Here is a 23651-nt window from a genome sequence, read left to right on the forward strand (position 1 = left end):
GAGGGAAAATAATGAGAGCAAGTGACGATAAAGCACTACAATATGCGATTGCGGAAATTACGGAAATTGCGACTGGATTTGGGCTTGATTTCTATCCGATGCGTTATGAAATATGTCCAGCTGAAATTATTTATACATTTGGTGCATATGGGATGCCGACGCGTTTTTCACATTGGAGTTTTGGAAAACAGTTTTTCAGAATGAAATTACAATACGATTTAGGTCTTAGTAAAATATACGAACTCGTTATTAACTCTGATCCATGTTATGCCTTTTTATTGGATACGAACTCGTTAATTCAAAATAAATTAATTGTAGCGCACGTTTTAGCACACTGTGATTTCTTTAAAAATAATATTCGCTTCTCTAATACGAAACGAGATATGGTGGAGAGTATGGCGGCAACGGCTGATCGCGTGAAAGCATATGAGCATAAGTACGGAAAGGCAGAAGTCGAAACCTTTTTGGATGCCGTACTTGCTATTCAAGAACATATTGATCCGTCGCTTATGCGCCCTAAACTGGCGTGGAGTATTGATGATTTAGAAGAAGAAGTAGAAAAGAAAAAGGCATCGCAATACGATGACCTATGGAATTTAGATGATCGTAATAAAAAGAGGGAACGGCCCAATGTACGTAAAAAGAAGAAAATTCCGCCGCAACCAGAGAAAGACTTACTTCTCTTTATTGAAGAATATAGCCGTGAGCTAGAAGATTGGCAGCGAGACATATTAACGATGATGCGTGAAGAAATGCTATATTTCTGGCCACAGCTTGAAACGAAAATTATGAATGAAGGCTGGGCATCGTACTGGCATCAACGTATACTTCGCGAAATGGACTTAACATCTGATGAAGCAATTGAATTTGCGAAATTAAATGCAGGTGTCGTACAGCCATCAAAAACAAGTATTAACCCATACTACCTTGGTATTAAAATGTTTGAAGATATTGAAGAGCGCTACAACAACCCGACAGAAGAAATGAAACGACGCGGTGTAAAACCAGGTTCTGGTCGCGACAAAATCTTTGAAGTACGCGAAATTGAATGGGATGTATCATTCTTAAGAAACTACTTAAACAAAGATCTCGTAATGAGAGAAGATATGTACTTATTCCAGCGCCAAGGAAAAGAATATAAAGTAATAGATAAAGAATGGGAACATGTACGTGATCAGCTCGTAAATATGCGTACAAATGGCGGCTTCCCGTACTTAGTAGTAGAAGACGGAGACTACTTAAAGAACGGGGAATTATACATTAAACATAGTTACGAAGGAATCGAGCTCGATTTAAAATACTTAGAAAAAGTATTGCCATACATTCATCAATTATGGGGAAGAACGGTGCATATGGAGTCGATTGTCGAGAGCAAGGGCGTTGTATTTTCTTATGATGGGAAGATGGTGCATCGGAAGTATGTGTGATGAAAAGAACGGACATAGAATGCTATGTTCGTTCTTTTTTATTTGGAATAAGGTTAACTATGCTATTCTTGAAAAAAGGGAGTTATATAGAGAAATGGAGCGATTCAAATGAGCAAAATAGGGGTTTGTAAGGTTGATATTACGCCGCCTGTCGGTATTGATTTTGTCGGATATCATAGAGAGACAGGGATAAATAATATTGAAGAGCGTATTTATGGGACAGTTTTTGTATTTGAAAAAGATGAAATGAAAACTGTGTTTATAAGCATTGATAATATTGGGATGTTAGTAGAAGATACGAATATGATTCGGGAGCGAGTAGCTAGTAGGCTTCACGTGCCATTTGAGCGAATAACAGTTGTTTATACACATACACATTCTGGTCCGGAAACTGTTTGTGAGCAACCTTTAGTAAAGTCGTATAAAACGAGTTTAGTAAATAATGTAGTGCACGGTGCGGTTACTGCAAATAATAACTTGGAGCTATGTGAAGTTGGCTGGAGTGTTACGACAGGTGATATTGGGATAAACCGAAGAGAGAGAACATCTGATGGAAGAGCAAAGATGGGAACAAATATAGAAGGTGTTGTAGATAAACGAATTGGCATGTTGGGAATAAGAAATGCTGAAACGAAGGAGCTATCTGGGATTATAGTATTTTGTACTGCGCATCCAAATGTTTTAAAAGGTGATAGCGATGTATTATCAGCTGATTATCCTGGAATGACGAGGGAGATTCTTGAGAAGATCGTAAATTGTCCTGTTATTATTGTGCAAGGAGCTGCTGGAAATGTAAATGCGAAGTATCGCGGTTCAAGAGAAGCAGTAAAGCAAATGGCTTACACGCTTAGTGGACATGTATTAACGATGTTGCCAACAGTTACATATAGCCCAATTGTAAATGTAAGAACAGTTTCGAGTACGATGCAAATGAAGTTGAAAGATATTCCTGAAATGAATGAGATACGAAGCATGGCTCAATTGGCGGAGAAGCAGTGGGGTGTGAATACGGATGAATGGCTTACTATTGTTTTAAAAAAATATATGAAAGGTATTCGGCAGTTACGTATGGATTTAGAAGTTCAACTGTTTCAAGTTAATGATGGCATGTTTTTTGGTATACCGATGGAACCTTTTTCAGAAACTGCGTTAGAAGTGAAAGAGAGTCTTCGAAATGAACTAGCTTTCTTTGGTGGATATACGAATGGATATATTGGTTATTTACCGACAAGGGAAGAGTTTGCGTATGGTGGTTATGAAGTAGAATTGAATCCTATTGTGTATGGGACAACTACGAATTTATTGATGCCACCGGAGGAAAATACAGCAGATGTAATCGTACAGAAAGTTATAGAACTATACGAAAAAGAACTTGGAAATATCTAAGTTCTTTTTTGTTTCGAATTTGTGAACAAAAGACATATATATTGAAACTGCTTTTTGTACACTTTATTATATACCTATACGGGTATGAGTTTTATTTTTGATACATTGAGAAAATTAAACAAGATGGAGGTTTGAAATATGTCTAGAAAAATTATAGTAGTAGGTGGAGTTGCGGGCGGGGCATCAGTCGCTGCAAGGCTTCGTCGCTTAAGTGAAGAAGATGAAATTATTATGGTGGAGCGCGGGGAATATATTTCATTTGCAAATTGTGGATTACCATACTACATTGGCGGTGTTATTACAGAAAGACAAAAGTTATTGGTACAAACTGTTGAAAGGATGTCAAAACGTTTTAATTTAGATATACGTGTATTGAGTGAAGTGGTAAAGGTTAATAAAGAAGAGAAAATAATTACTATAAAGAATGTAACTACAAATGAAACATATAACGAGGAATATGATATTTTAATTCTTTCACCAGGGGCAAAACCAATTGTTCCATCTATTCCAGGTATTGAAGAAGCGAAGGCAATGTTTACGTTACGAAATGTACCTGATACAGATCGTATTAAAGCGTATATTGATGAGAAGAAACCACGTCATGCGACGGTTATTGGTGGCGGATTTATTGGAGTTGAAATGGTTGAAAACTTAAGAGAACGAGGAATTGATGTTACTCTTGTAGAGATGGCAAATCAAGTGATGCCACCAATCGATTATGAAATGGCGGCATATGTGCATGAGCATATGAAAAAGCACAATGTTGAGCTTGTTTTTGAAGATGGTGTAGATGCATTAGAAGAGAACGGGACTGTTGTACGTTTAAAAAGTGGCTCAATCATAAAGACAGATATGATTATTTTAGCAATTGGTGTGCAACCAGAGAGCAGTTTAGCGAAGGATGCAGGGTTAGCACTAGGAGTTAGAGGAACGATAAAGGTAAATGAGAGTTTTCAAACATCAGACCCACATATATATGCAATTGGTGATGCGATTGAAGTGAAAGATTTTGTTACAGAAACAGAAACGATGATTCCGTTAGCGTGGCCAGCTAATCGTCAAGGTCGCATGTTAGCGGATATTATTCATGGTCATACAGATTCTTTATATAAAGGTACGATGGGAACTTCTGTAGCTAAAGTTTTTGATTTAACAGTTGCTGCAACGGGCGTAAATGAGAAAATATTAAAACGATTAAATATACCCTATGAGGTAGTACATGTACAGGCGAATTCGCATGCTGGATACTATCCGAATGCTACGCCAGTGCTAATAAAATTAATTTTTAATAAAGATAGTGGAAAAATGTATGGAGCACAGGCGTTAGGGCGTGACGGTGTAGATAAGCGTATTGATGTTATTGCAACGGCAATGAAGGCAAATTTAACTGTAATTGATTTGCCAGATTTAGAATTATCATATGCCCCGCCGTATTCTTCTGCAAAAGACCCAGTCAACATGGTGGGGTATGCAGCAAGTAATATAGTAGATGGTTTTGTGGAAACAGTACAATGGCATGAAATAGATCGTATTGTTGAAAATGGTGGATATCTTATTGATGTTCGAGAGCCTAATGAACTCAAACAAGGAATGATGACAGGCTCTATTAATATTCCGTTAGATGAATTACGGGATCGTTTGGATGAAGTGCCGGTAGATAAAGAAATATATATTACTTGCCAGCTTGGTATGAGAGGGTATGTTGCAGCGCGCATGTTAATGGAAAAAGGATATAAGGTAAAGAATGTAGATGGTGGCTTTAAATTGTATGGGACAGTATTACCAGAACGTGTTGTATATTAATATTTTTTCATCTTCCATTTCAAAACTTGGTGGAAGATGAAAGCCTATATAGTAAGGTTTCACTTCTTGTTTTATGCACATATAAGATAAACATTAAAAATAGGGGTTTACAAAATACCCTACAGGGTATAATATATTGTCATAAGCTATAAATAGTGACATAATGGTAATGAGGTGATTATAGAATGGAATATAATCAAGATATGAAAAATAGATTGAAACGTATTGAAGGTCAAGTTCGTGGTGTGCTTCGTATGATGGAAGAAGGAAAAGATTGCCGAGAGGTTATTACACAGTTAACGGCATCCCGTTCTGCACTTGATCGTACAATTGGACTTGTTGTGGGAACAAATTTAGAGCAATGTTTACGTGAGCAGTTTGAAAGTGGTAACGGTTCAAATGAAGAGTTAATTAAAGAAGCTGTTCAATTACTTGTAAAAAGCCGATAATCTGTCAAACATAAGTGTTGACAGATTTTCAAAAACATTTTTACATACCCCTACAGGTATATGTATATACATTATGGAGGAATCAACTATGAGTATAAAAGTGGATATGAGTTTAGATTGTAAAGGATTGGCTTGTCCGATGCCGATTGTGAAGACGAAGAAGGCGATGGAAGGTTTGATATCAGGGCAAGTGATTGAAGTTCAGGCAACAGATAAAGGGTCTACTGTAGATATAAAAAGTTGGGCGAGTAAAGTAGGTCATCAATATATCGGGACGAAACACGAAGGTGATCTATTGATGCATTACGTTAGAAAAGCACATGAGCATGAAGTGAATGAAGTAGTGAAATATCCTCATACAATTACAAATGCGGAATTGGAAGAGTTATTATTAAGCGGTGAAGAATGTATTGTAGTAGATGTTCGTGAAGCGGCAGAATTCGCTTTTGGTCATATTCCAGCGGCTATTTCAGTTCCATTAGGCGAAGTGGGCAGTGCAGCATTAGATCAGACGAAGCAAATTTATGTTGTTTGCCGAACTGGTAACCGTAGTGATGTAGCTTGCCAAATGTTGAAAGAGCGAGGGTATGTAGATGTGAAAAATGTCATTCCAGGTATGTTAGAGTGGCAAGGGAATGTGGAAAAATAAAATTTTTTAAATAAAAGTATACCTATGGGGGTAATTAGATGAGCATTAAACCGTTATATGCAAAAGATGTTGCAGAGAAAGTTTTATTTGGAGAGTTGTTTATTTTAGATGTTCGTAATGAGACGGATTATGAAGATTGGAAAATTGAAGGGAAACAAATTTCTTCTATAAATAAACCGTATTTTGATTTATTAGATGGTGTAGAGCATATTGTAAGTGAATTACCGAGAGAAAAAGAAATTTTAGTCGTATGTGCGAAAGAAGGTTCTTCGCAGTTTGTTGCTGAGCAATTAACAGAGGCCGGATTAGAAAATATTTATTATTTAGCTGGCGGTATGAAAGCTTGGAGTGAATATGTGAAGCCGTTAAAAGTAGGCGATGTACAGGGCGGAGGGAGTATATATCAATTTAATCGTCTTGGAAAAGGCTGTTTATCTTATATGGTCGTTTCAAACGGTGAAGCGGCAGTTATTGATGCAGTCAGAACAGTTGAAGCATATGAAGAGTTCGCGAAAGAGCATGGCGTTACGATTACGAATGTAATGGATACACATTTACATGCAGACCATATTTCGGGTGGACGTAAGTTAGCTGAAAAAGTAGGTGGTGCGTATTGGTTACCGCCAAAAGATGCGGAGGAAGTCGTTTTCTCATATAAACCGCTTGTTGAAGGATCTATTATTACGGTGGGGGGTACTAAAATTGAAATTGATGCATTATACTCACCGGGACATACGATTGGAAGTACATCATTTATTGTAGATAATTCCTATTTATTATCAGGTGATATTTTATTTGTAGATTCAATCGGACGTCCAGATCTTGCTGGAAAGGCTGAAGATTGGGTGAGTGATTTACGAGAAACTCTATATAACCGATATAAAGTACTATCTCAACGATTAATCGTGTTACCAGCTCATTATTCAAAAATAAGTGAAATGGATGAGAATGGTGTTGTGAGCGCAAAGTTAAACGATTTATTTGCGTATAATGCAGGACTAAACATTGAGGATGAGGGAGAGTTTCGTAAAGTTGTAACGGAGAATTTACCACCTCAGCCGAATGCTTACGAAGAAATTCGTCAAACGAATATGGGTAAAATCCATCCGAGTGTGGATGAAGAGCGTGAAATGGAGATTGGTCCAAACCGTTGTGCAGTTCATGAATAATGAAATAAACAAATAAAAAAATGGAGGAATAGATGATGAATGTAAAACAAGTATTAGATGCGAAAGGTTTAGCATGTCCGATGCCGATTGTAAGAACGAAGAAAGCGATGGATACTTTACAAACTGGAGAAGTGTTAGAAGTACATGTAACAGATAAAGGGTCAGTTAAGGATATTCCAGCGTGGGCAAATAAAGGTGGTCATGACATCGTAAAGCATGAAGAAGACGCTGATGTGCTAAAGTTTTGGATTAAGAAGGCGTAGCATGTTTATAAATGTAGAGAGGTTGGTTATATGAATACAATATTAAGTACGCTTTTCATTGTACTGGCTGCAGCGCTTGTTATTTCACGTTTTTTACCGGTGAAAGGTGTTCAAAATATAAGTGGAAAAGAATTAAAGAGTATAGCAGGAAAAAAGGGAAAACAATTTATCGATGTTCGCACAGTAGGTGAATATAGAGGAAATCATATGAAAGGATTTCAAAATATCCCGCTAAATGAGTTAGCGAGTAAGGCAAATCAGTTAGATAAAAATAAAGAAGTAATCGTTATTTGTCAGAGCGGGATGAGAAGTAAGCAAGCAGCAAAAGTATTAAAGAAATTAGGGTTTCAGCACGTTATCAATGTTTCAGGCGGTATGAATGGCTTGTGAGGAGGAAATTTAAAATGAAAGAAATGACAGCAACAGAATTAGAAGAAAAATTGTTACGTAAAGAAGTAGTAAATATCGTAGATGTACGTGAAGTAGAAGAAGTCGCCGAGGGGAAAATCCCAGAAGCGTGTAATATTCCACTAGGATTATTAGAGTTTCGAATGCATGAGTTGGATAAAAAGAAAGAATATATTATCGTTTGTCGCTCTGGCGGAAGAAGTGGAAGAGCAGTTCAGTTTTTAGAGAGCTACGGTTTCCGAGCAATCAATATGGTAGGTGGTATGTTAGCGTGGGAAGGTAAAGTCGTATAGTACAGAGATAAAGTGAAACTTTAATCAGTGGGGATTTTTGTCCATCCCCCACTGATTATTAGTTGAACCAATCGGGCTTTTACGGGCAGTTGATCCTCCACCTAACTTCTTTGCTTCCGCTGAATTTTGAGGTGGGGATCTTACTGCCCGTTAATGCGGGATAAATGATTTGAGCCTTTTTACAAATAATAATATACCCCTATAGGTAATTGGAGGGAGAACAACATGGAACAACAGAAGAAAACAACAATCGTTTTATTTAGCGGAGATTATGATAAAGCGATGGCTGCTTATATTATTGCAAATGGTGCAGCGGCGTATGATCAAGAGGTGACTATTTTTCATACTTTTTGGGGCTTAAATGCTTTAAGGAAAGATGAACATGTGAAGGTAAAGAAAACGTTCATAGAAAAAGTATTTGGAAAAATGATGCCGCGTGGTGTGGATAAGATGGGATTATCAAAAATGAATTTTGCCGGTATGGGACCAAAGATGATTAAAGGTATTATGAAAAAACACAATGCGATGCCTTTACCGGATTTAATGGATTTGGCGAAAGAACAGGGAATTAAACTTGTAGCTTGTCAAATGACGGTAGATTTATTAGGGTTAAAAGAGGAAGAGATTATGGAAGGGGTAGAGTTTGCAGGAGTAGGAGCTTATTTAGCAGATGCTTCGGATGGGAATGTGAACTTATTCATTTAAATCACCTTCTTTTTAGAAGGCGGGGGATATAAGGTGAGTTTAGTCGTATTACTTTTTATAATTGGATTTATCGGATCGTTTATATCAGGAATGGTTGGAATTGGCGGTGCGATTATTAATTATCCGATGATCCTATACATTCCGGTATTGCTAGGATTTACTGGCTATACGTCACATGAAGTGAGTGGTATTACAGCGGTGCAAGTATTCTTTGCAACTTTTGCAGGGGCATGGGCCTATCGGAAAAGTAATGATATGGATAAAACGTTAGTTATGTATATGGGAGCTAGTATATTAGTAGGAAGTTTCATAGGGAGTTTTGGTGCTAACGTATTAGAGGAACATACGGTTAATGTTGTTTATGCAGCGTTAGCAACAATTGCTGCTATTATGATGTTCGTACCGAAGCGAAATAATGGTGATAAAGTGAAATATAATAGATGGTTAGCAAGTTTGCTAGCGTTTATTGTAGGTGGAGCATCAGGCATTATAGGTGCTGGCGGTTCTTTCTTATTAGTACCGATTATGTTAGTGATTTTAAAATTGCCGATACGTACAACAATAGCGACATCTATTGCTATTACGTTTATTTCCTCAGTAGGGATTACGACTGGAAAAGTGATAACTGGGCAAGTGGTCGTAATTCCAGCTCTTATTATTGCGATTGCAAGTATCATTGCTGCGCCGCTTGGAGCGCGAGTTGGGAAGAGGATCAATCAAAAAGCATTGCAATATATGTTATCGATTTTGATTGTAGGCACTGCTGTTAAGATGTGGATTGATATGATATCGAAATAAAAGGATGGAGCTGCTTGCAGCCCATCCTTTTATTTATCCCCAAATAACTTTCATTAAGTTTTTATATTGGTCATTTGCTAATCTATATAGCGTTAGCGTATGTTCAAAGACAAGTGCTGGATTAAAGTTTGGTTCTGAGAATGCAAGAGATGTTGTAATATCAATTGCATTTTGCTTGTTTAATGTGAATTTTGCAAATCGATAAGATGTGTTTAATTCATTAATAACGTGCAAAATATCATTTGTTGATGTTGCATCAGGTACGTGAGCAACATTGAAGCAGTATATATCCACGGTAGGATCTTCATTTTGGAAAGCAGCGAGAAGTTGAATTTTTGCGCCAGCTTCTGTCTCTAATCCTACTGAAAAATGAACAGAACCATTGTTTTCATCTATATTTTCTTCCATGTATATATCGTTTGACTTTAAGTAGTCTCTAAAATCTGAGATGTTATGTTTTACTGCAGCTTTCATATGTATGAGCCCCCTGATAATTGGAATAGATTGCTACTATTTATTATAATTTAAAAATATTAAAAAAGATAGTTAGAAAGTTCTGATTTTTTTATTGAAGAAATAAAAGAAGCAGCTCTCTACCTCCATAGAGAACTGCTTCTTTTTTATTCATTGTCGTTAGATGATGTTTCTGTATCTTCACTGTTATTTTTATTTTTCACTTCATTGTTACTTGATTCGCGTTCACTTGAATTTTCTGACTTAGATTCTTTTGTTTTCTCTGTGCTTGTTTTCTTCGAATCAGAGTCTGTTTTTGTATATGCAGGTAATCCAAGGTGAGAACGAAGATCGTTTGTAACTTTTGCTAATTCTTTTTTATCTGGATTGTAGTAATATGTTCGGCCACCACCAGCAGATTGGCTACATGTATCGTCACCTTTTGCCATATAGCAGTCTTCACCTTGAAGTTGTAATTTCTCAATTTCTGAATCCGATCCATACTTATAGAATGAAAGCATATCATCGAATGTTAAGTTTGTAACGAATTGTCCGTTAATATCATCAATGATGTTACCAACTTTTGTTACAGATCCAACGCTTGTTAGTTTCTTTAAAATTGCTTCAATAACGAGCTGTTGACGTTGCCCACGCATTGCATCACTATCGATGTGGCGCGTTCTAGCAAGAGCAAGAGCTTCTTCACTATTTAGCTTTTGAACACCTTTTTTCAGATGAATTGCATCAGCAGTATCATTACTATCTTGTTCAGTAAATTCAACTGGTACATCGACTTCAATCCCGCCTAGATCATCGACAATTTTCATAAATGATTTGAAGTTAAACTTTACAAAGTAATCGACAGGAACATTCGTTAATTTTTCAACTGCATCAATACTTGCTTGTGGTCCACCGTCTTTTCCGTTTTTAGTAGAACCGTATGCATGAGCGTGTGTAATTTTATCTTTTTTCTTTTCCACTGGGATATAAGTATATGTATCTCGTGGAATACTTAATAGTTTTACAGTTTTGCTATCTTTATTAAACGTTGCAAGTAATAGTGCATCCGTTCTTATAGCTTCACCATATTCTTTCCCACGGACATCGCTTTCATCAACACCCATGATTAAGACAGAGACGTTATTTGTGATAGGTTTTACAGCTTTATCACGTAAATCAGATTTATCACCGCGCGCTAAATCGTGTGCGGCGTTTCGAACAGCAGAAGATGCTTTATTTACTAAAAACCAAGTATAACCGCCACCTATTATTAAAAAGAATAGAATAACGCTTATAATAATTTTTGTTTTTTTCTTACCTTTTTTCGGTTTACTGCGTGTATTTTCTTGCAAAGATGGGTTTTGCTCCATTTCCTGTACTCCTTCATTTGGATTGAAATACGACACTCACATCCACTTATTATAATGAAATTTAGCGAAAAAAGACATTACAAATCATTTACATTTCGTAAAAATTCAATTTATTTATAAAAAGTCAGATTTCTATATTTTATTTTTCAGATGTAGAATAAGTATAAGGTTTTTTAGTAGAAATGAAAATACGTATTGTGAGAAAGTGATAGAGAAGTAAGATTTGTTGAAATATAGCCAAGAAGAAATGAGTAGGTTTACTTATTTCTTCTATATAATAAAGAAGAATTTGACGGATAAAGGAGAGGCCATAATGAATCATACATCATTCCGAGCAATCGTTGTGAACGAAACAGAAAGTAAGCAGTTTGTAAGAAACGTTGTAGAGAGAGAAGTAAGTAGTTTACCTGAGGGGGACGTATTCATACAGGTTCATTATTCTTCATTAAATTATAAAGATGCACTTTCAGCTACTGGTAATAAAGGTGTAACGAGAACATATCCTCATACGCCAGGAATTGATGCAGCAGGAGAAGTTGTGGGTAGTAAAGGTGAAACTATTAAAGTAGGCGATCAAGTCATTGTAACGGGTTATGATTTAGGGATGAATACTTCTGGTGGTTTCGGAGAATATATTCGCGTGCCGGCATCTTGGGTTATCCCTTTACCAGAGGGAATGTCATTAAAGGAAAGTATGATGTACGGGACAGCAGGTTTTACAGCTGCCTTATCAGTGTATAAGCTTATTGGAGCAGGGATCACGCCCAATATGGGAGATGTGTTAGTAACGGGTGCCACAGGCGGCGTAGGGAGTGTAGCTGTAAGTATTTTAAGTAAGTTAGGATTTAACGTAGTAGGAGCGACAGGGAAAATGGAAGAAGAACAGATGCTACTACGTTTAGGAGCGAAAAAAGTGATTCATCGTACGGAGTTGAATGATGAATCAGGAAGACCAATGTTAAAAGGGATATACGCCGGGGTTATCGATACTGTAGGTGGACATATGCTAGAAACCGCTTTAAAAACGGTAAAGTATGGTGGCTGTGTAACGACATGCGGTAATGTGGCAGGCGAGGCATTACAAACAACGGTATATCCGTTTATTTTGCGAGGCATAAGCCTTTTAGGGATAGATTCTGTACAATGCCCAGTGGATGTGAGAAGAGATGTATGGACGCTCTTAGCAAGTGAATGGAAAAATAATGAGTTACTATCTTATACAGAAGAATGTACATTAGAAGAGTTAGAGGAGAAGTTTACACTTATATTGCAAGGAAAGTTAAAAGGAAGAACGGTTGTAAATATGAAATGAAAAAAGAGACGCTCACGTTAGCGTCTCTTTTCTATTATAATGATTGTTTTAAATTGATTTTACCTTGTTCACCTAAAACACCATCAGCGATATTTACAGCGTGATCACCGATACGCTCTAAGTTACTTACCATATCGACGAAGATGATACTTGCATCACCTGAACAGCTACGTTCGTTCAGACGTAATACGTGACGTTTACGAAGAACACGTTCCATTTGGTCGATTTTACGTTCTTTTGCAATAACAGTTTGAGCTAGCTCAGTATCGAAGTTTGTTAAAGCTTCAACTGCATCTTGTAATGTTGAAATTGTTAACTCAAGCATTTCATTTAGTTCAGCTAGTGCTTCGTCTGATAGAGAAACACGGTTTGAAATTTGGAAATCTACAAGTTCTACAAGGTTTTCTACATGATCACCGACACGTTCAATATCTCCAACTACACCTGCTAAAACAGAATGCTTCTCAGAGTCTGTTGGTGAAAGTGGCTTTTCTGATAGTAAAACTAAATACTCGGTAATTTTTTTATCTAAATTGTTAATAGCACCCTCTAATTGAGTAGCCATATCAGCGTGTTTTTTGTCTTGTGTATTTAAAAATTGATTTGCTTCTTTTAATCCATGTAATGAGAACTCCGCCATACGGATGATTTCTTTTTGAGCTTCTGTTAAAGCGATAGCTGGAGATTGCTCAATAAAGATTGGATTTAAATGTTGTGGTTTGAAATCAATAGCAGAATCTTCACCACGAATAAGTTTTGTTACAATCCATGCTAATACAGCGATGAATGGGAATTGAATAACTGCATTTGTTACGTTAAATGTTCCGTGTGCAAATGCAATTGTCATTTCTGGATTTAAGTTTAATGATGTTTGGAAATATTGAATTAAGCTTGTAAATGGTACTAATAAAATCGTAAATATGATTGTACCGACGATATTAAAGATAACGTGAACTAATGCTGCACGTCTTGCGGCAATAGAAGTACCGATTGCTGCTAATACAGCTGTAATTGTTGTACCGATATTATCACCGAATAATACAGGAAGCGCAGCTTTTAAATCGATTGCACCTTGACCGAATAGTTCTTGCAAAATACCAATTGTTGCACTTGAACTTTGTACAATTAAAGTGAAGACTGTACCAACAACAACGCCTAAAATAGGGTTATCACTCATGCTAACCGTTAACTCTTGGAATGACTCTAGAGAGCGAAGAGGTTTCATACCTGCACTCATTAATTCTAAACCGAAGAATAACATACCAAAACCGAATATAACTTGACCTAAAGAATGAACCTTTTTATTTTTAAAGAAGAATAGTAAGATAGCCCCAACTGCCATAATTGGAAGAGCGTATTCTCCGATTTTAATTCCGATAATAAATGCAGTAACTGTCGTTCCGATGTTCGCACCCATAATAACACCAATTGCTTGTCTTAATGTCATAAATCCGGCACTTACAAGTCCGACTGTTAAAGCTGTTGTTCCTGAACTTGATTGGATTAATACAGTAACTAACATACCTGCTAGTACACCCATAAGTGGGTTTGTTGTAAAGCGATCTAGAATATCGCGAAGACGATCTCCAGCTGCTTGTTGCAGTCCATCGCCCATGTATTTAATACCAAATAAGAAAATACCTAATCCACCAATGAACTGGAAGATCATATCTTGAATATTGTATTCCACGCATTCCACTCCTTAAATTTCATGTACGATGTAATTATTAACTAAACCTTGAGGTACTGTAAACGGTTTATCAGTAAAATTTACACTAAATTTACAAAGGGATGAAAAGTTTACAATTCTTTAAAGAAACAGCTGGATTTAATTGGTTTAAGCCCTATATAGACAGTGTTTTTTGTAAAGAAATCACACTTTTTAGAATAGTATTATTCAGTTGGATATGAAGGAAAGCGTCTGCGAGTTCATCGTATATTTTTTGATGAAAGTTAAAAAAATATGTAGGAAAATGATTTTATAAATTTATTTCTCGTTATTCATCTCGTTTTTGTGCATAAAAAAAGCCACTGAAATTATCCAGCAGCTTTTTCTCTGTTTTTATTGCCATGCTTTTGCTTTCTTATACTTGTGATGTAAATGAACAGGAAAGCAATAAGTAATAGAGAGGAATAGCGATATACAGTTGCGTAGTTTGTAAAATGTGCAATGAATCCAAATATAATTGCGCCAGCACCAATTCCAAGGTCAAATGCTGAGAAAAATGTAGCTGTTGCGACTCCTCGTCGGTGCGGTGCTACTCGGTCAATCATCCATGCTTGTAGTGCTGGTTGAATCGCTCCAAATCCACTTCCGTAGCATGCTGCTGCGATAATTAAACTCGGAATGGTAGTTGTATACGACAATAAAATAATACCTGCAAACGTAATAATAACTCCTGGAATAATAACGAACGCATGACCTTTCGCATCGTATAATTTTCCAGAAAACGGACGAGTGACAGCGATTGCAAGTGCATTAAATAAGAAGAAGAGGCTTATATCAGCAATACCGACTTCCGTAGCAAATAATGTAATAAAGCTCCCGATTCCTCCGTACATTAATGTAATACATAATATTAATAATGAAGGAAGTAAAGCTTTGCGCTCAATAAATCCATCGAGAAAGGTACCAGATGTTTGTTGCGGTGGTTGTGGCGATTTTTTGATTTGAAGTAGTTTCGTTAATATTAATGAAACAATTGTACATGAAAGTGCACATAAAAAAAGAATCGTGAAGTTATATGTTTGCATAAGCCAAAGTCCGATAAGTGGACCGAGCGCCATTGCAATTGTTCCAGAAAGACCGAAATATCCCATACCTTCACCGCGGCGAGCTTGCGGAATTAAATCTGAAACGACAGTTCCGTATGTAGTCGTTGTAATACCAAAACCAGCTCCGTGTAAAATTCGAACGGCAAGCAATAGGAAGATAGTTGAAGCGAAAAGATAACTGCCCATAGCGAGTAAACAAATAGCAGTACCAATCATTAAAATGATTTTTTTGCTGAACTTTTGCAAGGCATTTCCAGTTAGCGGTCTAACAAAAAGTGCTGCAACGGTAAACATACCGACAACAAATCCAATATTGGAACTTGTGCCACCAATTTCTTTCACATAAACAGGTAAAGTAGGAATTAACATTTGAAACCCTAAAAACATACATAAGTTTGCTAGAATTAGCGCAACAAACTCTTTCGTCCATAACGGTTCTCGTTTTACGAGTATTGCCTCTCCCATATATTCATCCCCTATATAAAATTATCTCTGTTCTTTCGAGTATATGTATTGGTCAATGTAACAGTCAAGGAAGGTGCCTTGAAAACGTATAACAATTTTTGAGGTGAAAAAACTGACAAATTTGTGTAAAAGCTACACAACTATGAAAAAAAGATGTAAAGTATAGATGTATAGACTTGTAGTTGTTATGAATGATAGAAATTGTTTTTTCTTTAAAGAAAGCGGATTCAAAAAGTAGTGAATGAGAAGGGGATATATACTTTTTCACTACACATATTTGAAAAGGTTTACAAAACAATGAAGAAAGAGGCGTGTACATATGAGACGATTAGGTATTTCTATTTATCCAGAACATTCAACAGTAGAGAAAGATAAGGAATATTTAACATTAGCAAGTAAATACGGATTTAATCGTGTATTCACATGCTTATTGTCTGTAGATGGAGAAAAAGAGAAAATTATAGAAGAGTTTAAAGAAACGATCTCTCATGCAAATGCATTAGGGTTCCAAGTATTAGTTGATATTAGTCCATCTGTCTTTACACAATTAGGTATTTCATATAATGATTTATCGTTCTTCCATGAGTTAGGAGCGTACGGTATTCGTTTAGATGTCGGTTTCTCTGGTTTAGAAGAATCGATTATGACTTACAATCCATACGGCTTAAAAATTGAAATTAATATGAGTAACGGTACGAAATATGTAGATAACATTATGAGCCATAGACCAAATCGTGAAAATTTAATTGGTTGCCATAATTTTTATCCACATCGTTATTCAGGATTATCATACGATCATTTCATTAAATGCTCGAAACAATTTAAAGATTACGGTATGAGAACGGCTGCGTTTATTTCATCATTTGATGCAACATACGGACCTTGGCCAGTAACAGAAGGATTATGTACGTTAGAGCAGCATCGTGAATTACCGATGACAACACAGGCGAAGCATTTATTTGCGACAGAATTAATTGATGATGTTATTATTGCAAACGCGTATGCATCAGAAGAAGAATTACAAGCACTAGGTGCATTAAATAAAGAGAAACAAACATTTGATATAGGGTTATATGATACAACAACAGAATTAGAAAAAATTATCGTATTAGACGAGCCTCATTTTTACCGCGGAGATGTATCTGAATATATGATTCGCTCGACACAAAGTCGTGTGAAATATAAGAAAGAAGAGTTCAAACCGCATAATACACGTGAAATTAAACGCGGTGATCTTTTAATTGATAATGAACAGTATGGTCAATATAAAGGTGAATTGCAAATTGCTTTAAAAGATATGGTAAATGCAGGAAAAACAAATGTAGTTGGCCGAATTGTGGAAGAAGAAATTTTCTTATTAGATTATTTACAAGCATGGGATAAATTCGGGTTTACATTAAAGAAATAGATTAAATAAAAAAGGAAAAAACTACTGACTTCAGCAGCTTTTTCCTTTTTATATATAAATTGTGAGAGGAAGAACTATGACAAAGGTGCATCAGCGATTAGTTTCTATTTTAGAGGAGTTTTTAGAAGAGAAATCGATGTTAAATCGAGCTTTTTTAGCGAGCCGTTTACATGTATCAACGAAGACGATTCAAAAAGATATAAAATTATTAAATGATATATTGGAAGAAAACGGGGCGAAAATTGAATCGCAAAGAGGGACTGGATACGAACTAGAAATTATACAAATGAAGAAGTTTGAAGAGTTTTGCGTGGGTCTATTTCAAAAACAGGCGGAAAAGATCCCAACTTCTTATGAAGAAAGGATAGCGTACATTCTGCAACGTATTTTAACGACAGAGGGATATGTGAAGCTTTCACAGTTGGCAGAGGAAATTTATGTGAGTAAATCGACTGTAAATTTAATTATGAAAGATGTTACAGATATATGTGGGCGTTATCAATTACAAATTGAAAAGAGACCGTATTATGGTATACGTATTGTGGGAGAGGAGTTTCATATTCGTTCTTGTTTATCACAATATGGTTTACCGCGTTATGACCATACTCCGTTTCATGAGCAATTTGATCAGAGTGATACATATGTATCGTTACCTCATATACCGCTTATCCGTTCGGTTATATTAAAGTATATCGAGGGAGGGACGATATATTTATCAGATATAGAAATTGATAATTTAGTCATTCATATTGCAATCGCATTAAAGCGTTGTGAAGATCGACATTATATGAAAGGGCTAAATAAACAGCAAGCTGAGCTTATCATAAAGAAAGAATATACAATTGCGAAAGAGATTTTAGGAGATTTAGAGAAAGCGTTACATCTTTCATTTCCAGAAGAAGAAGTTTTATATGTGACGATGCACTTATTAAGTACTGCTGTCACAGCGAGAGATCGTTATGAAAATGTGGAAGAATTATTAGGGAAAGATTTATATGCATTCATGCAACATATTCTTTTTAAAGTAGCGGAAGAACGGAATCTTATTTTTTATTATGATGAAGAATTATTATTTGGATTTGGTGTTCATTTAAAAACGTTATTAAATCGTTTGAAGTATAAGTTAAATACGAGAAATCCTCTTTTGGCAGAAGTGAAAAAGAATTATCCGTATGCTTTTGAAATTGCGGTTCTCGTTGGAGATATAATTGGTGAATATACGGGAGAATCGATTCCGGAAAGTGAAATTGGTTATATTGCGATTCACTTCGGCGGAGCGATGAGCCGTTTACAGGAAGAGAATCAAAAGAAAAGATGTTTATTAGTTTGTGCGACTGGTCAAGGAAGCGCCCAGCTATTGAAATATAAAATTCTATCACAGTTCCGAGATAAATTAGAGATTGTGGGAATTACAGGCTATTATCAATTGAAAGTGGAAGACCTTTATAAAGATAAAATAGATTGTATTATTAGTACGATTCATATACCGAGTGGTTTGCCTGTTCCAGTTATAAAAGTGAACTCAATATTTGATGATAAAGAGATTAAATCGATTGGTCAGCAGTTGTTTACGCATGTGAATACTAGTGTGCAGCAGTATATAAAGGAAGATTTAATCTTTTTAAATCATAGCGCTTCTACGAAAGAAGAGGCTATCCAATTTTTATGTGAGAAAGCTGCTGAGAAAAACTATGTACCAGAAAACTTTTATGATTCTGTTATAGAAAGAGAGAATACATCTCCTACAGCAGTTGGAAATTTAGTTGCGATTCCTCATCCGATGCAGTTATTAAGTGAGAAAACATTTTTGATGTTTTGTACCCTTGATAAAGCGGTTGACTGGGGAGATAAGAAAGTACAAGTTATTATTTTATTTAGTGTAAAGCGTAATAATAATGAAGATTTACAAAAGCTGTATGATTTTTTATATGATGTTATGTCTAGTCAAAATACGATAGAGAAATTAGCTCAGGCTAAAGTGATTGAAGATTTTCAAGAGATATTATTATCGTTATAAGAAAAGTATGTAAAAACTTCCGTTACACAACGGAAGTTTTTTATGTTTAATTGTATGCGTTTTCATAATAAGATAGCAATATAGAAAAAAGATAGCTTGGGGGAATTTAAAATGACTGATATGCAAACTCCATTTGCGTTAATTTTACATGGTGGCAACGCGAGAAGCGCGTCACTGGAAGCAATTGCTTTTGCAAGACAAGGAGATTTTGAGAATGCGAGTGAAAAGATGACACTTGCTAGTGAAGAAATTTCAGCAGCTCATCGTATTCAAACAGACTTAATTCAAGAAGAGGCAAGAGGAAATCATGCAGAAATCAGTTTACTGTTAGTGCATGCACAAGATCATTTAATGAATGCAATTACAGTGAAAGAACTTGCTGAAGAATTTATCACTCTTCATAAACGAGTAGAAGAGAAAGTGACAGTATAAGATGTACATTTTATTATGTTGTGCAGCAGGCATGTCAACGAGTATGGTTGTAAGAAAAATGCAAGAAGAGGCAAAGAAACAAGGGAAGGATTATAAAATTAAAGCAGTTGATTCAGAACTTGTGAAACTGGAGATAAAAAATGCTGATGTAGTTTTAATCGGACCACAGGTGAAGTATTTGTTTCCAGCTGTACAGTTTCTTGCGAACTCATACGATATACCGGTTGCAATTATAGAGCAACGAGATTATGGCATGTGTGACGGTTTAAAAGTATTGAAACAAGCAGAACAATTAGTTTTAGCATAATGATATTTTTTTAAATATAAACATTATAATGTTATAACTTTATTTCATTCTTTCGTAGTAAAGAGAAAGAGGAGGGGTATTGATGAATGGTTTTATGAGTTTTATGGAACAAAAGATTATGCCAACAACGCAAAAGATTGCAGGACAACGACATTTATTAGCAATTCGAAACGGGGTTATTTCTACATTGCCGTTAACGATTGTCGGATCATTTTTCGTTATCTTTTTGAATTTACCAATTGATGCATATATGGAGTGGATTGCACCGTTTCGCCATATTTTAGATATTCCATTCCGATTTACAGTAGGTTTAATGGCGTTATACGCAGCATTTGGGGTAGGAGCTTCACTCGCGAATTTTTATCAGCTCAATCAGTTAAGTGCAGGTTTGTTATCTGTACTCGCCTTTTTACTAGCATCAGTTGAACCAATTCAAATTACGAAAGCTGTACCAGGTGTTATTGATGCAGGTAGATACATTTCAGTAGGAACATTAAGTGCAACATCTTTATTCGGAGCAATTGTTACAGCATTAATTGCAGTAGAAATTTATCACTTTATGATTAAGCATAATATCTCGATTAAATTACCAGATAGTGTACCACCAGCAGTTTCAAATTCGTTTGCAGCATTAATTCCAACTTTAGTCGTTATTCTTTTATTCTGGGGTATTCGTTACGGTTTAAAATTTGATGTAAATACAACAATCACATATTTAATCGCACCACTAAAATCAGTATTAGTAGGAAATAATTTATTCGGCGGTTTATTAACAGTATTCTTAATCGTGTTCTTCTGGTCATTCGGTATACATGGCCCAGCGATTTTAGGACCAATCATTCGTCCGATGTGGGATTCAGCAATTCTTGAAAATATGGAAGTATTCACTGCTACAGGAAATGCACATCAATTACCAAACTTATTTACAGAGCAATTTATTCAATGGTTCGTATGGATCGGTGGATCAGGCTCAACGTTAGCTTTAGTTATTATGTTTATGTTCTCTAAATCTAAGTTCCTAAAAGAGCTAGGTAGATTATCATTCGTGCCAGGCTTATTCAATATTAACGAACCGATTATTTTCGGGGCACCAATTGTAATGAACCCAATTTTAATTATTCCATTCGTTATTACACCGTTAGTGACAACGACAGTATCATATTTCGCAGTTGTTTCAGGTATGATTCCGATGATGATGGCGAAATTGCCATTTACGATGTTAGCACCAATTGCAGCGATTATTAGTACGGACTGGACAATCATGGCTGGTGTACTTGTACTTGTTAACTTTGTTATCTCATTCGTTATTTACTATCCATTCTTCAAAATGTATGAGAAACAACAAGTAGCAGGAGAGGAGAAAGAAAAATGCTCGGAGCAATTATCATCTTAATTACATTCGTAGCGGGACAGTGTATTGCACATTATTCAAAATGGGTACAAAGTAAATCTTTATTAGTGTTACTACTCGTATCAATTTTATTTATCGGTAGTTCAATGGGTGCCTATGTAATGTTAGGGTTACAATCACCGTACGTAATTATTGTACCAACGATTTTATGTGCAACATGTTTATCTGCAAAATATAGATTTACGAGCATGGCATTAATACAACGTGTGAAGGAGATGCAAAAGCATGGAGCGTAAGTTAGGAATTTCACTTTATCCAGAGCATTCAACGAAAGAAAAAGATATGGCATATATTTCGGCAGCGGCACGCCACGGTTTTTCAAGAATATTCACATGTCTATTATCTGTGAATCGTCCGAAAGAAGAAATTGTAGCTGAATTTAAAGAGATTATTAATCATGCAAAAGATAATAATATGGAAGTTATTTTAGATGTAGCTCCGGCGGTATTCGATCAACTTGGTATTAGTTATAGCGACCTATCATTCTTTGCAGAGTTAGGTGCAGATGGTATTCGTTTAGATTTAGGTTTTGACGGATTAACAGAAGCAAAAATGACGAATAATCCGTATGGCTTAAAAATTGAACTAAACGTAAGCAATGATATTGCATACTTAGAAAATATTCTTTCGCATCAGGCGAATAAGCCAGCTTTAATTGGTTGTCATAACTTCTATCCGCAAAAGTTCACTGGTCTTCCGTATGATTATTTCATTCGCTGTAGTGAACGCTTTAAAAAACACGGTATTCGTACGGCAGCATTTATTACGTCACATGCAGCTGACATTGGCCCATGGGATATTAACGACGGATTATGTACGTTAGAACAACATCGTAACTTACCGATTGAAGTACAAGCGAAACATTTATGGGCGACAGGGCTTATTGATGATGTGATTATCGGAAATGCTTATGCGAGTGAAGAAGAGTTAGAGAAACTAGGAAACTTAAATCGTTACATGTTACAGCTAAAGGTACACTTTGTAGACGAAGCGACTGAAGTAGAGAAGAAAGCCACGCTGCAAGAATTACACGTAAGACGCGGCGACATAACAGAATATATGGTGCGCTCTACAGAAGTACGTAAAAAGTATAAAGACTATGACTTCCCAGTACGCGAAAGTGTATTACAGGAAAGAGGGCAAGTTGTAATTGGTAACAACTCATTCGGAAAGTATAAAGGTGAACTGCAAATCATTCTAAAAGAAATGCCGATAGATGAACGGAAAAATATTGTCGGTACAATTGCAGAAGAGGAGTTATTCTTACTAGATTATGTAGGAGCTTGGACACAGTTTACTTGTGTGGAATAGGGAAAGGCAGGAGAGGATGCTATGGCATCCTCTTTTTTCTGTTGAAATAGTAATCTATCATATATAGAATGCAAAGAGATAGATTTAATTTGGACGGGAGAGAAGGAGATGGAAGAGTATATAGATGATTTATTAAGGCGGATGGATGATGAAAAAGCAGGTATTCGGCAATGTGCGTATGAAGAAGCAATGCGGTTAAATGATTTATCGCTTTTTTCTTGTTTGCAAGAGAAAGTAACGGAAGCACGAAAAGTATATATAAAAACAAACCTTTATTTTTTAATTGCACAACTTGCAATAAATACTAAAGAGATGTATATTGCAGATTATTTGATAGATCGGCTAGAAAGTGAAGAAAGCAGGATAGTGTTAGATAGCATGCTTATAGATTTAAGTAAATTATCTGAAGCAAGTAATGCACATAAAATTATTCCTTACATATATCATAAAAATAGTGGAGTCCGTTATTCTGCTGTCATCGCTTTAAAGTTGTGTAAATCGTTGGGAGCAGAAGATGCTTTATTGAAATTACTTACAGTGGAAGAGAATCGAGATGATATTGTAAATATATGTGCCACTTTATATGAGATTGGAACAAAGCGATCAATTCTACCTTTAACGAAACTTTTACACTGCGATAGTGCGTATATTCGTTCAGCAGCTATTGAGACTTTAGCAGAAATCGGAAGAACAGACTTACAAATAGTTTATATTGATGGTTTAGCTGATAGAAATGTCATAGTGAAATATGAGGCTATTCGAGCTATTTATGCATATGGAGATGAAATGGCGATTAAACCAATTTGCGAACGTGTAACGAAAGTTGTTTCTAGAAGACGTAAAAATGAAGTAGAGCCTACTGACGAATCAGAGATTGTCATCGCCCTGCGTTTTTTACATAAGTTTGTTGGTCATGAAGAAGTTTTAAAGACGTTTGATAAAGTGTACAAAAAACGTGGAAACTTGTTTATGGCGGAGAGGAAGTGGCTTCGAGACAATATTGCTTACTTTCAAGAGAAAGAAAGAATGTAAGAATCATA

Annotated in this window: 24 protein-coding genes; 20 read left to right on the forward strand and 4 right to left on the reverse strand. The window is 35.9% G+C overall.

Features of this window, described 5'->3' with window-relative positions; translation table 11 throughout:
- The first annotated feature begins 11 nt into the window (after positions 1-11).
- From spoVR to FOT98_RS01515, 11 genes are all read left to right on the forward strand, one after another.
- Entirely contained in the window at positions 12-1427 is a 1416-nt protein-coding gene (gene spoVR, locus FOT98_RS01465; protein WP_063263469.1) for a stage V sporulation protein SpoVR, read from the forward strand.
- Between the two features lie 108 nt (positions 1428-1535).
- Entirely contained in the window at positions 1536-2813 is a 1278-nt protein-coding gene (locus FOT98_RS01470) for a neutral/alkaline non-lysosomal ceramidase N-terminal domain-containing protein (protein WP_063263470.1), read from the forward strand.
- A 138-nt stretch (positions 2814-2951) separates the two neighbouring features.
- A complete protein-coding gene (gene cdr, locus FOT98_RS01475; RefSeq protein WP_063263471.1) occupies positions 2952-4616 on the forward strand; it encodes a CoA-disulfide reductase in 1665 nt (554 codons plus the stop codon).
- A 185-nt stretch (positions 4617-4801) separates the two neighbouring features.
- Positions 4802-5065, forward strand: coding sequence for a metal-sensitive transcriptional regulator (locus tag FOT98_RS01480; protein WP_000456206.1), 264 nt, complete (start codon positions 4802-4804; stop codon positions 5063-5065).
- A 73-nt stretch (positions 5066-5138) separates the two neighbouring features.
- The gene (locus FOT98_RS01485) at positions 5139-5714 is read left to right on the forward strand and encodes a sulfurtransferase TusA family protein (protein WP_176374198.1); all 576 of its coding nucleotides are present in this window, start codon (positions 5139-5141) and stop codon (positions 5712-5714) included.
- 38 nt (positions 5715-5752) lie between these two features.
- The gene (locus FOT98_RS01490; RefSeq protein ID WP_063263473.1) at positions 5753-6883 is read left to right on the forward strand and encodes an MBL fold metallo-hydrolase; all 1131 of its coding nucleotides are present in this window, start codon (positions 5753-5755) and stop codon (positions 6881-6883) included.
- Positions 6884-6915: 32 nt separating this feature from the next.
- Positions 6916-7146, forward strand: coding sequence for a sulfurtransferase TusA family protein (locus tag FOT98_RS01495; protein WP_063263474.1), 231 nt, complete (start codon positions 6916-6918; stop codon positions 7144-7146).
- A 30-nt stretch (positions 7147-7176) separates the two neighbouring features.
- Complete coding sequence (locus tag FOT98_RS01500; RefSeq protein ID WP_061680164.1) at positions 7177-7536, forward strand: rhodanese-like domain-containing protein; 360 nt, start codon at positions 7177-7179, stop codon at positions 7534-7536.
- A gap of 14 nt (positions 7537-7550) precedes the next feature.
- Positions 7551-7847 carry a rhodanese-like domain-containing protein gene (locus tag FOT98_RS01505; protein WP_063263475.1) on the forward strand — a complete coding sequence of 99 codons (297 nt, stop codon included), beginning with the start codon at positions 7551-7553 and terminating at the stop codon, positions 7845-7847.
- A 225-nt stretch (positions 7848-8072) separates the two neighbouring features.
- Positions 8073-8552: a DsrE/DsrF/DrsH-like family protein gene (locus FOT98_RS01510; protein WP_063263476.1), complete on the forward strand. Its 480-nt coding sequence runs from the start codon at positions 8073-8075 to the stop codon at positions 8550-8552.
- A 33-nt stretch (positions 8553-8585) separates the two neighbouring features.
- Positions 8586-9350, forward strand: a complete 765-nt coding sequence (locus FOT98_RS01515; protein WP_063263477.1) for a sulfite exporter TauE/SafE family protein — start codon at positions 8586-8588, stop codon at positions 9348-9350.
- A 33-nt stretch (positions 9351-9383) separates the two neighbouring features.
- Here FOT98_RS01515 and FOT98_RS01520 read toward each other — a convergent pair whose 3' ends face one another.
- Positions 9384-9824: a YbjN domain-containing protein gene (locus FOT98_RS01520; RefSeq protein ID WP_063263478.1), complete on the reverse strand. Its 441-nt coding sequence runs from the start codon at positions 9822-9824 to the stop codon at positions 9384-9386.
- Positions 9825-9970: 146 nt separating this feature from the next.
- Positions 9971-11173 (reverse strand): LCP family protein, encoded by a 1203-nt coding sequence (locus FOT98_RS01525; protein WP_063263479.1) that lies wholly within the window; start codon positions 11171-11173, stop codon positions 9971-9973.
- A gap of 313 nt (positions 11174-11486) precedes the next feature.
- Here FOT98_RS01525 and FOT98_RS01530 point away from each other — a divergent pair, with 313 nt between their 5' ends.
- A complete protein-coding gene (locus FOT98_RS01530; protein WP_063263480.1) occupies positions 11487-12485 on the forward strand; it encodes a YhdH/YhfP family quinone oxidoreductase in 999 nt (332 codons plus the stop codon).
- A 34-nt stretch (positions 12486-12519) separates the two neighbouring features.
- On the opposite strand, the gene FOT98_RS01535 is transcribed toward FOT98_RS01530, so the two are convergent.
- Both FOT98_RS01535 and FOT98_RS01540 read right to left on the reverse strand, forming a co-directional pair.
- Positions 12520-14175, reverse strand: a complete 1656-nt coding sequence (locus FOT98_RS01535; RefSeq protein WP_061680159.1) for a Na/Pi cotransporter family protein — start codon at positions 14173-14175, stop codon at positions 12520-12522.
- 347 nt (positions 14176-14522) lie between these two features.
- On the reverse strand, positions 14523-15725 hold the full coding sequence (locus tag FOT98_RS01540) for an MFS transporter (RefSeq protein ID WP_061680158.1): 1203 nt from the start codon (positions 15723-15725) through the stop codon (positions 14523-14525).
- A 319-nt stretch (positions 15726-16044) separates the two neighbouring features.
- On the opposite strand from FOT98_RS01540, the gene FOT98_RS01550 reads away from it, so the two are divergent.
- The 8 genes from FOT98_RS01550 to FOT98_RS01585 all read left to right on the forward strand — a co-directional run bounded on the left by FOT98_RS01550 (position 16045) and on the right by FOT98_RS01585 (position 23643).
- Positions 16045-17133: a DUF871 domain-containing protein gene (locus FOT98_RS01550; RefSeq protein ID WP_063263481.1), complete on the forward strand. Its 1089-nt coding sequence runs from the start codon at positions 16045-16047 to the stop codon at positions 17131-17133.
- Between the two features lie 76 nt (positions 17134-17209).
- Positions 17210-19150 (forward strand): BglG family transcription antiterminator, encoded by a 1941-nt coding sequence (locus FOT98_RS01555; RefSeq protein ID WP_063263482.1) that lies wholly within the window; start codon positions 17210-17212, stop codon positions 19148-19150.
- Between the two features lie 111 nt (positions 19151-19261).
- The gene (locus FOT98_RS01560; protein WP_000131338.1) at positions 19262-19582 is read left to right on the forward strand and encodes a PTS lactose/cellobiose transporter subunit IIA; all 321 of its coding nucleotides are present in this window, start codon (positions 19262-19264) and stop codon (positions 19580-19582) included.
- A 1-nt stretch (position 19583) separates the two neighbouring features.
- Positions 19584-19889 carry a PTS sugar transporter subunit IIB gene (locus FOT98_RS01565; protein ID WP_061680155.1) on the forward strand — a complete coding sequence of 102 codons (306 nt, stop codon included), beginning with the start codon at positions 19584-19586 and terminating at the stop codon, positions 19887-19889.
- Between the two features lie 82 nt (positions 19890-19971).
- Positions 19972-21282 carry a PTS sugar transporter subunit IIC gene (locus FOT98_RS01570; RefSeq protein ID WP_061680154.1) on the forward strand — a complete coding sequence of 437 codons (1311 nt, stop codon included), beginning with the start codon at positions 19972-19974 and terminating at the stop codon, positions 21280-21282.
- A complete protein-coding gene (locus FOT98_RS01575) occupies positions 21258-21536 on the forward strand; it encodes a hypothetical protein (protein ID WP_061680153.1) in 279 nt (92 codons plus the stop codon). Before FOT98_RS01570 ends, FOT98_RS01575 begins: the two co-directional genes overlap by 25 nt.
- Entirely contained in the window at positions 21526-22611 is a 1086-nt protein-coding gene (locus FOT98_RS01580; protein WP_061680152.1) for a DUF871 domain-containing protein, read from the forward strand. The genes FOT98_RS01575 and FOT98_RS01580 overlap by 11 nt, the downstream gene beginning before the upstream one ends.
- Positions 22612-22719: 108 nt before the next feature.
- A complete protein-coding gene (locus tag FOT98_RS01585; protein WP_063263483.1) occupies positions 22720-23643 on the forward strand; it encodes a HEAT repeat domain-containing protein in 924 nt (307 codons plus the stop codon).
- The last annotated feature ends 8 nt before the right edge of the window (positions 23644-23651 follow it).

The organism is Bacillus sp. HY001 (assembly GCF_007558965.1).
Taxonomy (GTDB): Bacteria; Bacillota; Bacilli; order Bacillales; family Bacillaceae_G; genus Bacillus_A; species Bacillus_A mobilis.